Here is a 14,828-nt window from a genome sequence, read left to right as displayed (position 1 = left end):
AACACCCTGTCGAGGTAGTTCTATTACACCGCCATCCGCAACGAAGTGGAGGAAACGTGCCCGGCTCGGCCAGCACGCCCAGACCAGATCAAGCTGTTGCTGCTCGTTGGAACGAAGATCATCAGACGAGGTTTCTGACACCCCTAGCTGGAAAGCTGAACTGACAGAAATTGGAAACCCGCTGGTTGGAGAGTTTGAGACTGACAGAAGGAGATGGAGCCTACAGTTCGCATCCCACTTTGCATCTTCTCATCAGAGTCTGCCCTAGCCTCAATCTTTCGTGAGGTGGCGGTCCCTTGTTGAGTGGCCCGGATGAGTGGTCTGAGGACTGAATTCCGGGTGTGGACCGTGGCGTGTTGCCCGAGGCGTCGGTGGGCGTCGGGGTTCACGGTCCCGAGGTGAAGCATCCTTTCTGGATCGATGATCGGATCGGGCCTGGTGGTCAGGCCGGCGCGGGAAGCGCTGCGAGTCTGGCTATTCCGTCGAGCAGGAGGTCGACGTGGGGTGCGTGGGCAGCGAGTTTCAACCGGGTTCGCCGCGCGTGGCGGGTGATCTTGGCGGCGATCGCGAACAGGCGATGGCGCAGTCGTTTGGGTGCCCACCGGCGGGCGGGGTGATCGGTGAACGCGAGCATCTGGGTCCAGGCGATCAAGTCGCAGGCGAGCATCACGATGGCACACCAGATGCGGTTGGCGTCGAATCCGTGCAACGGAAGGTTCGTCAGGCCACAGTCTTTGGCCGTGCGGATACGATCTTCGCAGCGTGCCCGACGCCGGTGACGTAGCTCGAGTGTGGCGAGTTGACCACGGCTGGTGTTGGTGGCAAATGCGGTGAGCCGCAACCCATCGTGGTCGGTGAACCGTAACTGCGCACCGGGATGCGGGCGCTCCTTGCGGACGATCACCCGCATCCCGGCAGGCCAGCCCGCCAGGTCGATCAGCCCGGTCAACTCGGCCACCCATGCCCCGTCGCGTTGCACGCCGTCAGCGTCGTAGGCCGGCGTCCACGCCTCGGGGCTGATGCGGTCGATAGCGGCCGCGGTCGTCTCGGTCAGTCCGAACCCCACCGAGTAGGCCAGGCGCCGGCGGGTGAGGTAGTCGAGGAATTCGTGGGTGCCGCCGGCTGAGTCGGTACGCACCAGCACCGACTTACCGACCCGATACCCGTGCACCTGCGGTAGCTGCTCGAGTGCGGCGGCGGTGACCGCGATGTGATCGGCAGCTGTGTTTGCACCAGCATTACCCGGTCGCAACTCGATCGCCAGGGGTTCGCCGGTGCCCTCGCTGCCGTGATCGACAAACGCGCACAACGGGTGAAACCCGAACCCCCGCTTGTAGGTTGGTGCCGCCTCCTCTTTCTCTTAATGCGCAGTGACCAAGGTGGCGTCGAGGTCGAGGATCATCGGATCATCGACGTCGACGTCATGATCGGGAGCAGCGGTACCGGCTGCCGACCAGCACGCTGCCCGCGCGCCAGCGCGGGCAGTCGTGATCGCCGACAGTGCCGCCGGCGCATCATCAGCCAACGTCGAGATCAGTCGTGACACCGTGGGGTCAGAGGCGACCTGACCGAACACCGCCGGGTCGGCGCGCAACTGGTTGATGTCAGCCAAACAGTCGCCACCGATCGCGACGGCCACGGCCAGATCAGCGATGATCTTGCCCGGGTCATGGGTCGCAAGGGGTTTACGCCACGGCACCAACGCTTCGGACAATCGGCTGGTCAGACCCGTTTTCTCCGCGGCCCGCAGGACCACCGTGGCGCCGGCGTGCGACACCACCCCGGTTCCGGTGCCATCTGCAGACAGCATGGGGTAGGGCGACGTAGACTTACTCACCTGAATGGTGCTCCTCGATCTGGTCCGATTGATACCTTCGCAAGTTCAATCATCCCAGGTCAGGGCACCATTCTTCATTCACGACACGAAAAAGCGTGAAAGCCCGAGGCTAGTTTGCATTCGCTCCTGGGTTTTCTCACCTAGTTTGCTTCCTCTACAGATGCACGGGAGTTGGGTGCGGCAGAGGCCAGCACCGGGCTCTCCGCTGTCATGTCCGTAGAGTAGCTGTGCGATTTCTAGGTCTTACCCCTCGGCCGCGGAAGGAGTAGGTTCCCCGCGTGTGGTGGGACTATTGAACCGTCCTGGGTCTGGTGGAGACCGTGATCTCACCAGGAGAATGCTGTCATGGGAGCACCACGGAAGTTTGACCAGGAGACGCGTGAGCGTGCCGTGCGGATGTATCAGGATCGGCTCGGCGAGGTGGGCGGGTCGAAGTCGGCGGCGCGCCGGCATGTCGCCGAGATGCTCGATATCAATCAGGCGACGCTGCGTAACTGGATCGAGAAGGACACGCCGGTGGTCTCCTCGGGGGTGAGTACGACCAGTGGGGAGTTGGATGCTCAGGTGCGTGAGCTGCGTCGTGAGAATTCCGAATTGCGCAGAGCCAATGAGATTTTGAAGACGGCGTCGGCGTTTTTCGCCGCGGCGGAGATCGACCGCCGACTTCGTTGATCGTCGAGTACATCGACGATCACAGGGACAGGTTCGGGGTCGATCCGATCTGCCGGGTACTCACCGAGTACGGAATGCAGATTGCCCCATCCACCTACTATGCCCACAAGCAGCGTGGCCTGGTCTCGGCAGCGATGCTCGAGGAGGCCTACGCCGCTCATGCCGTCTACCAGCAGTTCGAGAAGAACCGCGGTGTGTACGGGGTGCGCAAGATGTATCACACGATGTGGCGCGCCGGTCACGTGATGGGTCGTGATCAGGTCGGCCGGCTGATGGGGATCTGCGGCATCTCCGGTGCTGTACGCGGCAGCCATCGCACCACCACGACCCACCGAGACGATAGGGCGCCACGATTCCCTGATCATGTTGAACGACAATGGGATACACCGACACATCCGGATCAGTGGTGGGTGGCCGACTTCACGTATGTGTGGACATTGGCGGGGTTTGTCTACGTCGCGTTCCTCGTGGATGTGTTTTCGCGACGCATCCTCGGGTGGCGAGTCATGGCGAGCAAGCACACACCGTTGGTGACGAGTGTTGTCGAGCAAGCGTTGTTCGCCCGCCGCCGATCCGGATTCGACTTCACCGCAACCGGTTTGGTTCATCACAGCGATGCGGGCAGTCAGTACACATCGTTGGCATTCACCGCTGCGCTGACCGAGGCCAACATCACCGGATCCATAGGATCGGTCGGCGATGCGCTCGACAACGCGCTCATGGAGTCGGCGATCGGCTTGTACAAGACCGAACTGATCGACACCGGCCGCGCCTGGAAGGACCGCGGCGAGGTCGAACGAGAGACCGCCGCCTACGTGCACTGGTTCAACGCCGAGAGGCTGCACTCCTCCCTGGGCTACTGCTCACCCGTCGAGTACGAGACGCGCTATCGTGACAGCGTCGCCTCCGTGGCGGAGGTGGCCTGAACCAGGTCTCTATCCGATCCAGGACGGTTCACTATTCCTGACTTAGCTCAAATTAGTGTCCACGTCTGGGGCGAGGTCGCGCAGAGCCTGAGCCAGGTCGTCGGGGAGCGGATCTGCGGCGGTGACGGTCTGACCGGCGGCTTGGATCTCGATGGTGCGGTAGCGGCGTGCGGTGGTGACGAACTTCTTGATCGACCATCCGGTGCGGGCTTCGACGATCCGGGTGATCGCGAGTGCGGCGAACACGATCGTCAGGTGCGCCCGGATCGATCCCTCGAGGTGGTGGAAGATCGGGCGGGCGGCCAGATCAGATTTCGACATGCGGAAGCTCTTCTCGATGCGCCACAGCTGGTGGTACGAGCCGATCACGAAATCCGGTGTTGGAGAGTCGATGTTCGTCGCATACGCCTTCCATCCCGCGAGGGTCTTGGCCTTCTTAGCCAACGCAGTGTTGACACTCTTGTCCGCGCCGGTCAGGGTGACGAACCGGTTACGTTTGACCGGGATCTTGCCTGCCACAGCCTTTTTCCGCCCTCTCCAACTGCTCGGTGATGCCCCGCAGGCTGCGTCGGGCACGATCAGCACTGTAGCGGTAGTACACCACCCGGTCCCTGCGGTAGCTGGTCTTCGAGTTCGCCGGTTTGCGTTGGGTCAAGGTCAACCCGTCCGGCGGTGTCGATCCGGGATTGTCTTTGTGCCACTTGCTGATCAGATAGGGGACCGTCGGGATCTTCTCCCCCAGAATGAACGTCAGATCGGCATCCTCGATGGCTTTCATATTGTCCGTCGAGATCATGCCGGCATCGGCCACCACGGTCACATCGGTGAGCTTGTGGGCGGTCATGAAGGCGGTCAGCGTCGGCATCATCGTCAATGTCTCGGCCCGGTTTCCTTCGAACGCTTCCATCATCAACGGAAACCCCGACGCGTCGGTCAACAACCCGACCGTGATCTGCGGTTCCAGGCGCCGTTCCTTGGAGAACCCCGGTTCGCGAAACCCGTCGGCCTTGTCGGTCTCGAAGTACAGGGTCGTCACGTCATACAAACACAGCGTCGCCGGCCCGAGGCGGGCGTGCTCGGCGCATGCCCGCGACAGCTCACGCTGCCACCGCGGCTCGGCAAACATGCGCAGGTGGCGGGTGACCGTCGCATACGACGGTGCATTCACTCCCGCTTCATCCAGGACCCGCAGCGAATCGAGTTTGCTCGTCGGCTCGATGATCCTGGCCAGTACGAGATCACGAAACACGTTGTCGCCGTATGTCTTCTCGGTGAATCCGAGTTCGTCATAGATTCTCAGCAACGCATCGACCAGCACCGCCATCCGCGAACTGGTGATCGGTAGTGGCCCAGCCCCATCGACGGCGGCGATCCCCAGGTCCAGTTGCTGCTGCCCCTGCGACAGCCGCGCAGCAGCCGCCGCTTTCAACGCGGCGACCTCCTGTTCGTCATGACCAGATCCGATGTGCTCGATCCTGCGCGCCCCACCACGATTCGAGTACACAATCTGGACAGCCGTTGCCCCCGACTTCGTCTTCACCGTCCGCACGAACGCCACATGACCAGCCTAAGCCTCGATCCACCGATCGGCTTTTTGATGTCTCGTGAAATGTGTTGTGTATGTTCGGGGTGGCGGTGGGCGTGGGTGAGTCGCCGATCTCTGGTGTCGGCGTGTTTCACTGGGTTTCGTGTCGGGGCCGGTTCTGGCCGATGGTTAGGGGTCAGGCTGAGTGTTGTCGTTTGATCGTGTTGTTGAACAACAGGTTCCACTCGCGTTCCCACGGCCATCGGGCGGGTAGATGCATCGTGATGCGCCGCGCTGAGGACGCGATTCGAGCGGGTATGCAGATCAGGGTGCGTCGGATGGTGGAGGTAGTCGCCTTCGCCAGACGCTGTCCACCGAGACAGGCTGCGGCGCGGGTCAGGTTGAACGCGATGACCGCACACACCAGCCATGCGGCGTTCGCGCAGAACTTTCCCGAGGGCAGATGCGCCAATGCGGAGGCTTTGAGGTCGGCGTGGACTTGCTCGATGATCGCATGACCGCGGTGAGTCTTGTCGGCGGTCACGGTGTCCAGGTCGCTGGTGGTGAAGAACGCATGAAACCGCCACACGTCGAACAAGCCGTCTCCCTCGGCTGCGAAGTCAGGGATACGGCGCACCACCAGCCGTCCGGATACCTGCAGGCGCTTGGCTTTGGAGGTGAACGCGGTGAACGGTACTTCGGCGACCTCGGCCCGCGAGACCCACTGGCCGCTGTCTTCGTCGAAGACGGCGTCGGTGTACTCGATCGGCGTCCATGCATCTGCCGGTATCTCGCTGATCGCTGCTCGGACGTGGGAATCCTGACGCACGGTGACCGACACCTGCGCACCGGCCCGGAGCGCGGTGGTGATCGCGCGATGGCCGTAGAACGCTGAATCCGCTCGCAGCAGTATCGGTCCCGACGCATCGGACGACCGTAGCCGCCGCACGGTGGCCAGGGTGTCGGCGATCAACCGATGCGCCCCGCGCGCGGAGTTACACGCCCCTTTGCGCAGGCGTTGAGCGGCGATCACCGGCGCACCGTCACCACAGGTGAGGGTGGTGATCGCCGAGTTCAGCCCACGCACTCGGGTGTAGCCGAATCCGACGCCCTGCTTGGCCGGGCCGTGGACCTCGATGATCGAGTCGTCGATATCGATCATCACCGGCCCGTCGATCCCCGCCAGCACCGGAGTATGGCGAGCCAGTCCCGCCAACAGCCGGGTGGCGATCGCATCGGCTTGGCGGACATGCCCGAACCGGAACTCGCGAAGAAACGATCCCAACGTCGACGGGGCGTAAGGATGGTCGAACACCTTGCCCATCGCGCCGTGTCGCAACACGGCCATGTCGTCGATGCTGTCGGCGCCCGCCACCATCCCCGCCACCAGGGAAAACATTTTCCGATCCGGATGGGCGCCCTTGTCGGTGGGCACGCTCAGATGCTCGCGGGCCAACTCCGACAGGCTGGCGCGTTCGGCCAGCGCCATCACCGGCACCACCCCCGCAGCGGCGAGGAGATTCGGATCGTCACAGGATGCAGACCGGACCGGGTGAGTGTGAGACAATCGCATCTACGACATGCCCTCCTGTGTGTGTGGATGGAACCCTAGAGAAGTCCCATTCTGTCACTCAGACAGGGCATTTCGTTTATCCCTCACCGACCGATCACAAGCAAATCGGTGGATCGAGGCTAAGCACCGCCGGTTAGTGTCCACCTCCGAACCCAACACCCCAGGTCACAGCCCCGCAAACCGCGAAACAGACGAAAATGAGCTAAGTCAGGTTTCTGACACCCCTAGCTGGAAAGCTGAACTGACAGAAATTGGAAACCCGCTGGTTGGAGAGTTTGAGACTGACAGAAGGAGATGGAGCCTACAGTTCGCATCCCACTTTGCATCTTCTCATCAGAGTCTGCCCTAGCCTCGGGCTTTCACGCTTTTTCGTGTCGTGAATGAAGAATGGTGCCCTGACCTGGGATGATTGAACTTGCGAAGGTATCAATCGGACCAGATCGAGGAGCACCATTCAGGTGAGTAAGTCTACGTCGCCCTACCCCATGCTGTCTGCAGATGGCACCGGAACCGGGGTGGTGTCGCACGCCGGCGCCACGGTGGTCCTGCGGGCCGCGGAGAAAACGGGTCTGACCAGCCGATTGTCCGAAGCGTTGGTGCCGTGGCGTAAACCCCTTGCGACCCATGACCCGGGCAAGATCATCGCTGATCTGGCCGTGGCCGTCGTGATCGGTGGCGACTGTTTGGCTGACATCAACCAGTTGCGCGCCGACCCGGCGGTGTTCGGTCAGGTCGCCTCTGACCCCACGGTGTCACGACTGATCTCGACGTTGGCTGATGATGCGCCGGCGGCACTGTCGGCGATCACGACTGCCCGCGCTGGCGCGCGGGCAGCGTGCTGGTCGGCAGCCGGTACCGCTGCTCCCGATCATGACGTCGACGTCGATGATCCGATGATCCTCGACCTCGACGCCACCTTGGTCACTGCGCATTCAGAGAAAGAGGATGCGGCACCAACCTACAAGCGGGGGTTCGGGTTTCACCCGTTGTGCGCGTTTGTCGATCACGGCAGCGAGGGCACCGGCGAACCCCTGGCGATCGAGTTGCGACCGGGTAATGCTGGTGCAAACACAGCTGCCGATCACATCGCGGTCACCGCCGCCGCACTCGAGCAGCTACCGCAGGTGCACGGGTATCGGGTCGGTAAGTCGGTGCTGGTGCGTACCGACTCAGCCGGCGGCACCCACGACTTCCTCGACTACCTCACCCGCCGGCGCCTGGCCTACTCGGTGGGGTTCGGACTGACCGAGACGACCGCGGCCGCTATCGACCGCATCAGCCCCGAGGCGTGGACGCCGGCCTACGACGCTGACGGCGTGCAACGCGACGGGGCATGGGTGGCCGAGTTGACCGGGCTGATCGACCTGGCGGGCTGGCCTGCCGGGATGCGGGTGATCGTCCGCAAGGAGCGCCCGCATCCCGGTGCGCAGTTACGGTTCACCGACCACGATGGGTTGCGGCTCACCGCATTTGCCACCAACACCAGCCGTGGTCAACTCGCCACACTCGAGCTACGTCACCGGCGTCGGGCACGCTGCGAAGATCGTATCCGCACGGCCAAAGACTGTGGCCTGACGAACCTTCCGTTGCACGGATTCGACGCCAACCGCATCTGGTGTGCCATCGTGATGCTCGCCTGCGACTTGATCGCCTGGACCCAGATGCTCGCGTTCACCGATCACCCCGCCCGCCGGTGGGCACCCAAACGACTGCGCCATCGCCTGTTCGCGATCGCCGCCAAGATCACCCGCCACGCGCGGCGAACCCGGTTGAAACTCGCTGCCCACGCACCCCACGTCGACCTCCTGCTCGACGGAATAGCCAGACTCGCAGCGCTTCCCGCGCCGGCCTGACCACCAGGCCCGATCCGATCATCGATCCAGAAAGGATGCTTCACCTCGGGACCGTGAACCCCGACGCCCACCGACGCCTCGGGCAACACGCCACGGTCCACACCCGGAATTCAGTCCTCAGACCACTCATCCGGGCCACTCAACAAGGGACCGCCACCTCACGAAAGATTGAGGCTAGTTTGCATTCGCTCCTGGGTTTTCTCACCTAGTTTGCTTCCTCTACAGATGCACGGGAGTTGGGTGCGGCAGAGGCCAGCACCGGGCTCTCCGCTGTCATGTCCGTCGAGTAGCTGTGCGATTTCTAGGTCTTACCCCTCGGCCGCGGAAGGAGTAGGTTCCCAGCGTGTGGTGGGACTATTGTCCGGGTCAGCTGGTATCGATCGCGTTGGTGACTCGATTGGGATGGCCCCCGCGTATCAAAGAGCGCACCTCCGCACTGGCCGAGAAGGCCAAGACCCTCGCGGGGTGGAAGGCGTACGCGACGAATAGCGAGCCTGCGACAGCAGATTTCGTGATCGGCTCGTATCATTAGCTGTGGCGGATCGAGAAGAGTTTCCGCATGTCGAAATCTGACCTGGCCGGACGCCCGATCTTCCACCGTCTCGAGGGATCCATCCGCGCGCACCTGACGATCGTGTTCGCCGCACTCGCGATCACCCGGATCGTCGAAGCCCGGATGGTCGATCAAGAAGTTCGTCACCACCGCACGCCGATATCGCACCATCGTGATCCAAGCCGCCGGCTAGACGATCACCGCCGCAGACCCGCTCCCCGACGGCTGGCCCAGGCCCTCCGCGAACTCGCCCCAGACGTTGGACACTAATTTGAGCTAAGTCAGGTAATGAAGCTCGGTCTGCAGGTTGCGGTCCTGGTGGTCGATGTAGTTCATACGCTCGCTCTCGCTCTCGTGGCCCTCGGCGATTCGACCCGGCATCGCCCGCCGCCGTCGACTGGTTCTCAGCGGGGGAACTCTTGCCTGCTCCACCGGACCCACTGGAGAACCGCCTCGGACCGCCGTGTTAACCCGAGCCGCTCCGCAATTATTCCGTCGGTAACCACCGCGAAATACTCCGGGAGTCAACTGAATGTCGTAGCCCAGCAGGGCTACTCACCCGATCCGCAAGCGGATCTGCTCCACCCCTCTGAGGCAGCGTCGCCTCGCCCAAGCATCTATGCATCGACGGAACCGACCCGTCGTAGACATTCTAGTGGCCCGTGTTTGAAATTCGTTTACGTTTGATTTTGTCGAGTATTTCATTCGCGGGTTTGGTCCACACAAATGGTTCGCAGCGGGTGTTCCAGCTGGTGACGAATCGGCGGATGGCGGCGACGAGGTCGGGAACGCTGGTGAAGGTGCCGCGGTGGATCGCTTGGCGTTCGATGATGGCGAACCAGGCCTCGATCATGTTCATCCAGGATCCGGAAGTCGGTGTGAAATGCACTGTGATCCGGGGGTTCTGGGCGAGCCAGTCCTTTACCTCGGCTTTCTTGTGGGTGCCGTAGTTGTCCATGACCAGGTGCAGGTGGTGGTCGGGATAGGTTTTCGCGACGTGTTTGAGGAACGCGAGGAACTCTTGATGGCGGTGACGCGGTTTGCATTGGGTGGTGACCTCGCCGGTGGCGATGTTTAGTGCGGCGAACAAGGTCGTGGTGCCGTGACGAATGTAATCATGCGTGCGTTGCTCGCAGTGCCCCGGCGCCATCGGCAACGTCGGTTGAGTGCGGTCGAGAGCCTGGATCTGGCTTTTCTCATCGATGCTGAGCACGATCGCATTCTCCGGCGGATTCATATACAGGCCAACAACATCGACCACCTTGGCGTCGAGGTCGGGGTCGTTGGAGAACTTGAACGTCTCGCTGCGCCAGGGGGTGACCTTGTACTTGCGCCACACCCGCGAGACCGTGGTGTGATCGACCCCGACCCGCGGCGCCAACAAGCGGGCCGACCAGTGGGTGACTCCCAGAGATTTCGGTGGCCGCTGCAAGGTGGCGGCGATGATCTTGGACTCGTCAATCTCGGTCGGGCGCCCCGAGCGCTGCTCATCGACCAACGCCTCCACCCCACCAACCCGGTAGCGCTGCAGCCACTTGTCGACCGTCGGCCGTGACACCCCCACCACCGCGGCAATGTCGGCCTTCGCTGTTCCATCGGCTGACATCAAACACATCCGAGCCCGCCGCGTCAGACCGGCCGGCGTCGTCGAAGCCCGCACCAACCCCTCCAACCGTGCCCGATCCCCATCAACCAACAACAGCGGAGCCGCAGCACGATTCACCATTCCCACATACTATCAAACGTAAACTATTTTATCCCCCGGACCACTAGGAGACCCCGTGCCCTCGTTCGACGACACCATCACCAAGAACATCGCCAAGTCGCTCGGTGAGATCCCGCACCCCTCGCTGCCGAAGGGGTCCAACATCTACGGCGGGACCAAGATCTTCCCCGACTACCAGGCCGAAGACGGCGAAACCTACTTCACCCTCGTCCACGGCATCGCGCATGAGTCGTCGGTGTCGTTCGTGGCGGTGCTGCAGGCGACCCGCGCGCTGCGCAAGGGATTCGAGTCGGCCATCTACTTCTACGGGCCCGGCGCCATTAATTGCCTTGCCACACGAGGGTTCCCGAAGACGGGTGATTCCGGGTTCCCCGGGGAGCAGAACATCAACGACTCGCTCGAGACCTTCATATCCGAGGGCGGCACCGTCTTCTGCTGCCGATTCGGGCTGGCGCTGCACGGCGGACGGGAAGAGGACCTGATCGAGGGCGTCATCCCCGCGCATCCGCTCGACGTGCAGGACGCCATCATCCACTACGCCCGCAAGGGCGCGATCATCAACTCCACCTACATGGTGTGAACGGCTCACCGACATGACCACCATCGCATCCGTCGCGGCCAACTTCACCCGCGATCTCGAACAGAACTACCAGACCATCGCCGAGTACGTCGCGCGGGCCCGCGACCGCGGCGTAGAGTTCCTCGTCTTTCCTGAGGCGGCGATCGGCGGCTACCTGTCCTCGCTCGGCAATCACGGCGACACCGTGAAGAACACCACGCGGTCGCTGCCGCCGGCCATCCGGCTCGACGGCCCGGAAATCGCACGCGTGCAATCGATCATCGGTGACCTGGTGATCGCCATCGGCTTCTGCGAACTCGCCGACGACGGGGAGACGCGATACAACGCGGCCGCCGTCCTCGACGGCACCCGGATCTACGGCAGCTACCGCAAGGTGCATCAGCCGTTGGGGGAGAACATGTCGTACTCGTCGGGCTCCGACTACGGCGTCTTCGAGACGCCGGTCGGCCGCGTCGGCCTCCAAATCTGTTACGACAAAGCGTTTCCCGAAGCCGCGCGGGTGATGGCACTGAAGGGCGCGGAGATCATCGCCAGCCTGTCGGCCTGGCCGGCCGCCCGCACGGCGACCGCCGAGAACCTGCAGGACGACCGCTGGACATACCGGTTCAACCTGTTCGACTCGGCGCGGGCGCTGGACAACCAGGTCTTCTGGATTGCGTCCAATCAGTCCGGCACCTTTGGATCGCTGCGCTATGTCGGCAACGCCAAGATCGTCGATCCTGGTGGCAACGTGCTGGATTCGACGCTCCTCGGCGAGGGAATGGCCGTCGCCGACGTCGACATCGCAGGAACCTTCACCGCGATGCGGGGCGGGATGTTCCACCTCCGCGACCGGCGGCCCGACGCCTACGGGGTGCTCACCGAACTCGACGCCACGGGCACCGCAGGCTGGCGGGACCTCGCTCATGCCTGAGATGACCTTCACCGTGCGCTGGCCCGACGGCGCTGTGCAGCAATGCTATTCACCCAGTCTGGTCATGCACGATCACCTCACCGTCGGCAACTCCTACACCGTCGCGGACTTCTGCTCCCGCGCGACAGCCGCCCTCGACGAAGCCGGCGAACGAGTCCGGACGAAGTTCGGATTCGCGTGCACCTCGGCGGCCGCAACGGCCGACGACATCGTCTGCAACGCAGCACAGTACGACCCCGATGGCACCGTCGCCGTCATCGCAATGCATCCACCACTACCCGCCTCGACACCAACCGCTCTGGAGACATCATGAGCGCAACCGCCCACCATCCCGTCGTCATCGTCGGCGCCGGCCAGGCCGGACTCTCGGTCAGCTGGTACCTCGGCCGTGCCGGAGTCGACCACCTGCTCGTCGAGTCCAAGACCCCGACCCACGCCTGGGCCGACTCCCGTTGGGACAACTTCACTCTCGTCACCCCCAACTGGCATTGCCGCCTGCCCGGCTACGTCTACGACGGTCCGGACCCCGACGGCTTCATGACCCGCGACGAGGTCGTCACCTGGCTTCAGGGGTGGCTGGCCACCTTCACCCCACCGGTCCGTGAACACACCACGGTGACCCGTCTGACCGAGACCGGCGCCCACGGATTCGAGCTGACGCTCAACGGTCCCGACGGGATCGAATCGGTGACCTGCGAACAGGTCGTCGTCGCCACCGGCGGCTACCCGCTGCCGGTCATTCCGCCCTACGCCGGAACACTGGACCCGAGCGTCACCCAGATCCATTCCGAGCAGTACTTCAACGCCGACCAACTCCCCGACGGCGCGGTACTCGTGGTGGGCTCCGGCCAATCCGGCACTCAGATCGCCGAAGACCTGCACCTCGCCGGCCGCGACGTCCACCTGGCCATCGGGAACGCACCCCGCGTCGCGCGGTTCTACCGCGGCCGTGACAGCATGACCTGGCTCGCCGACATGGGACTCTACGACACCCCGACCCAGCAGTATCCGGGAGGCAAAGCGGCACAGGAGAAGACGAACCACTATGTCACCGGCCGTGATGGCGGGCGCGACATCGACCTCCGCCGGTTCGCCACCGAGGGCATGCGACTCTACGGGGCCCTCGAAGACGGCAAGGACTCGACGCTGCGCTTTGCGCCCACTCTGACCGCTGCCCTGGACAAGGCCGACGCCGTCTACAACTCCATCTGCGCCGACATCGACCGCTACATCGACGCCAACGGGATCGACGCCCCGCCCGCAACCCGTTACCAACCGGTCTGGGCGCCCGACACCGATCCGACCGAACTCGACCTCGCCGCCGCCGGCATCACAAGTATCGTGTGGGCCATCGGCTTTCGGCCGGACTACCGGTGGATCGAAGCCAGCGCGTTCGACGGTGCCGGGCGTCCCATGCAGACCCGCGGGATCACGCAGGTTCCCGGCCTCAGCTTCATCGGCCTGCCGTGGATGCACACCTGGGGATCGGGCCGGTTCCTCGGTATCGACCGCGACGCCCGGCACGTCGCCGACCACGTCGTCGCCTCCCTGGGTGGCTCTCGGCGCAGCGTCGCCGCAGGCGTGAGTGCCGCAGCAGTGAACGGAGCGCCCTCGTGACCGTGTCCACCCGAGTCGATCTTGCCCTCCTCGGCATCCGCGGAACGCCACCGGTGAACCGCACCGGCGGGGCGGGCCCCACCGACGACGGCCACCTGCTGATCGACGGGCTCAATGCTGCGATTCCGCGAAACCCGCTCAGTCCCTTCGAGTTCGACGGTGACCGCGTCCTCTATGACGGCGTCGACACCGGGGTGCAGGTGGAATCCATCGGCCGCCCGCGCTTCTACGACCTCACCACCGACGACGGAACTCCTTTCGAGAAGATCGCTCGGCTGCACGGCGCCAATGTGCTCGCGACAACGGTGGTGCAGACCTGCATCCGGTACTCGGAGGATCAGCGCTGCCGCTTCTGCTCCATCGAGGAATCGCTGCGCAGCGGCTCCACGGTCGCGGTGAAGAAGCCCGCCGATCTCGCCGCGGTGGCACGCGCCGCCGTCGACCTCGACGGCGTCACCCAGATGGTGATGACCACCGGAACCTCGGCCGGAAAGGATCGTGGGGCAAAGCATCTCGCCCGATGTGTCCGCGCGGTCAAGGCGGCCGTACCGGATCTGCCGATCCAGGTCCAATGTGAGCCACCTGCTGACCTCTCCACGATCACGGATCTGCGCGAGGCCGGCGCCGATGCCATCGGCATCCACGTCGAATCACTCGACGACAATGTGCGTCGCCACTGGATGCCGGGCAAGTCGTCGGTGTCACTCGACGAGTACCGCGCAGCGTGGGCCGAGGCGGTCCGCGTCTTCGGCCGCAATCAGGTATCGACCTACCTGCTCGTCGGGCTCGGCGAGAACATCGACGACATGATCGCGGGCGCAAAGGAACTCGCGGACATGGGCGTCTATCCGTTCATCGTTCCGTTCCGCCCGCACGCCGGCACGCTGGCCGTCGATGTCGATCACGCACGTGCGCCGGCACCGGCCGACGTCGAGAAGGTCAGCCGAGAAGTTGCCGCCCATCTGCAACTCATCGGCATGACCGGCTCGGATCAACGTGCGGGCTGTGCTGCGTGCGGGGCCTGCAGCGTCCTGCCGAACGTGGGAGGCTGAG

The 14,828-nt window shown here is 63.7% G+C and carries 9 protein-coding genes, 3 pseudogenes and 1 other annotated feature; of the genes and pseudogenes, 8 read left to right on the top strand and 4 right to left on the bottom strand.

Going from position 1 to position 14,828, the window contains the following annotated elements:
* Positions 1-442: 442 nt before the first annotated feature.
* Positions 443-1,837, bottom strand: a pseudogene (locus GBRO_RS23330) (IS1380 family transposase).
* 345 nt (positions 1,838-2,182) lie between these two features.
* On the opposite strand from GBRO_RS23330, the gene GBRO_RS23320 reads away from it, so the two are divergent.
* A protein-coding gene (locus tag GBRO_RS23320; RefSeq protein WP_085948627.1) for an IS3 family transposase occupies positions 2,183-3,435 on the top strand; the annotation gives its coding sequence in 2 pieces (ribosomal slippage) (positions 2,183-2,477 and positions 2,477-3,435; 1,254 coding nt in all).
* Positions 2,467-2,598 (top strand) — a sequence feature (AL1L pseudoknot). It overlaps the preceding gene by 132 nt.
* A 42-nt stretch (positions 3,436-3,477) precedes the next feature.
* Here the strand turns inward: GBRO_RS23320 and GBRO_RS23315 are convergent.
* Positions 3,478-4,993: pseudogene (locus GBRO_RS23315) on the bottom strand (IS1634 family transposase).
* A gap of 163 nt (positions 4,994-5,156) precedes the next feature.
* Positions 5,157-6,533 (bottom strand): IS1380-like element ISGbr1 family transposase, encoded by a 1,377-nt coding sequence (locus GBRO_RS23310; RefSeq protein WP_012832711.1) that lies wholly within the window; start codon positions 6,531-6,533, stop codon positions 5,157-5,159.
* Positions 6,534-6,991: 458 nt separating this feature from the next.
* Between GBRO_RS23310 and GBRO_RS23305 the strand changes: the two genes are divergently transcribed.
* Both GBRO_RS23305 and GBRO_RS27265 read left to right on the top strand, forming a co-directional pair.
* Complete coding sequence (locus GBRO_RS23305) at positions 6,992-8,386, top strand: IS1380 family transposase (RefSeq protein ID WP_012836297.1); 1,395 nt, start codon at positions 6,992-6,994, stop codon at positions 8,384-8,386.
* A 433-nt stretch (positions 8,387-8,819) separates the two neighbouring features.
* Positions 8,820-9,219, top strand: a pseudogene (locus GBRO_RS27265) (IS1634 family transposase); the annotation flags it as partial.
* A gap of 372 nt (positions 9,220-9,591) precedes the next feature.
* On the opposite strand, the gene GBRO_RS23295 reads toward GBRO_RS27265, so the two are convergent.
* A complete protein-coding gene (locus GBRO_RS23295) occupies positions 9,592-10,665 on the bottom strand; it encodes an IS630 family transposase (protein WP_012832538.1) in 1,074 nt (357 codons plus the stop codon).
* Positions 10,666-10,720: 55 nt separating this feature from the next.
* On the opposite strand from GBRO_RS23295, the gene GBRO_RS23290 reads away from it, so the two are divergent.
* The 5 genes from GBRO_RS23290 to GBRO_RS23270 are packed head-to-tail and all read left to right on the top strand — an operon-like array spanning position 10,721 to position 14,827.
* Entirely contained in the window at positions 10,721-11,245 is a 525-nt protein-coding gene (locus GBRO_RS23290) for an MSMEG_0572/Sll0783 family nitrogen starvation response protein (protein ID WP_012836295.1), read from the top strand.
* A 13-nt stretch (positions 11,246-11,258) separates the two neighbouring features.
* Positions 11,259-12,158, top strand: a complete 900-nt coding sequence (locus GBRO_RS23285) for a carbon-nitrogen hydrolase family protein (protein WP_012836294.1) — start codon at positions 11,259-11,261, stop codon at positions 12,156-12,158.
* On the top strand, positions 12,151-12,471 hold the full coding sequence (locus GBRO_RS23280) for an MSMEG_0570 family nitrogen starvation response protein (RefSeq protein ID WP_012836293.1): 321 nt from the start codon (positions 12,151-12,153) through the stop codon (positions 12,469-12,471). The genes GBRO_RS23285 and GBRO_RS23280 overlap by 8 nt, the downstream gene beginning before the upstream one ends.
* Entirely contained in the window at positions 12,468-13,775 is a 1,308-nt protein-coding gene (locus tag GBRO_RS23275) for an MSMEG_0569 family flavin-dependent oxidoreductase (protein ID WP_012836292.1), read from the top strand. The genes GBRO_RS23280 and GBRO_RS23275 overlap by 4 nt, the downstream gene beginning before the upstream one ends.
* Positions 13,772-14,827, top strand: a complete 1,056-nt coding sequence (locus tag GBRO_RS23270) for an MSMEG_0568 family radical SAM protein (protein WP_012836291.1) — start codon at positions 13,772-13,774, stop codon at positions 14,825-14,827. Before GBRO_RS23275 ends, GBRO_RS23270 begins: the two co-directional genes overlap by 4 nt.
* The last annotated feature ends 1 nt before the right edge of the window (position 14,828 follow it).

The organism is Gordonia bronchialis DSM 43247 (assembly GCF_000024785.1).
Taxonomy (GTDB): domain Bacteria; phylum Actinomycetota; class Actinomycetes; order Mycobacteriales; family Mycobacteriaceae; genus Gordonia; species Gordonia bronchialis.
Note: the sequence above shows the minus strand (reverse complement) of the source record. Positions and strands in the feature narration are given on the sequence as shown.

What these genes read in the sequence shown, in the direction of transcription:
- GBRO_RS23280 (WP_012836293.1), top strand. Translation starts at nt 12,151, where the DNA reads ATGCCTGAGATGACCTTCACCGTGCGCTGGCCCGACGGCGCTGTGCAG.
- GBRO_RS23285 (WP_012836294.1), top strand. Translation starts at nt 11,259, where the DNA reads ATGACCACCATCGCATCCGTCGCGGCCAACTTCACCCGCGATCTCGAA.
- GBRO_RS23275 (WP_012836292.1), top strand. Translation starts at nt 12,468, where the DNA reads ATGAGCGCAACCGCCCACCATCCCGTCGTCATCGTCGGCGCCGGCCAG.
- GBRO_RS23310 (WP_012832711.1), bottom strand. Translation starts at nt 6,533, where the DNA reads ATGCGATTGTCTCACACTCACCCGGTCCGGTCTGCATCCTGTGACGAT.
- GBRO_RS23295 (WP_012832538.1), bottom strand. Translation starts at nt 10,665, where the DNA reads ATGGTGAATCGTGCTGCGGCTCCGCTGTTGTTGGTTGATGGGGATCGG.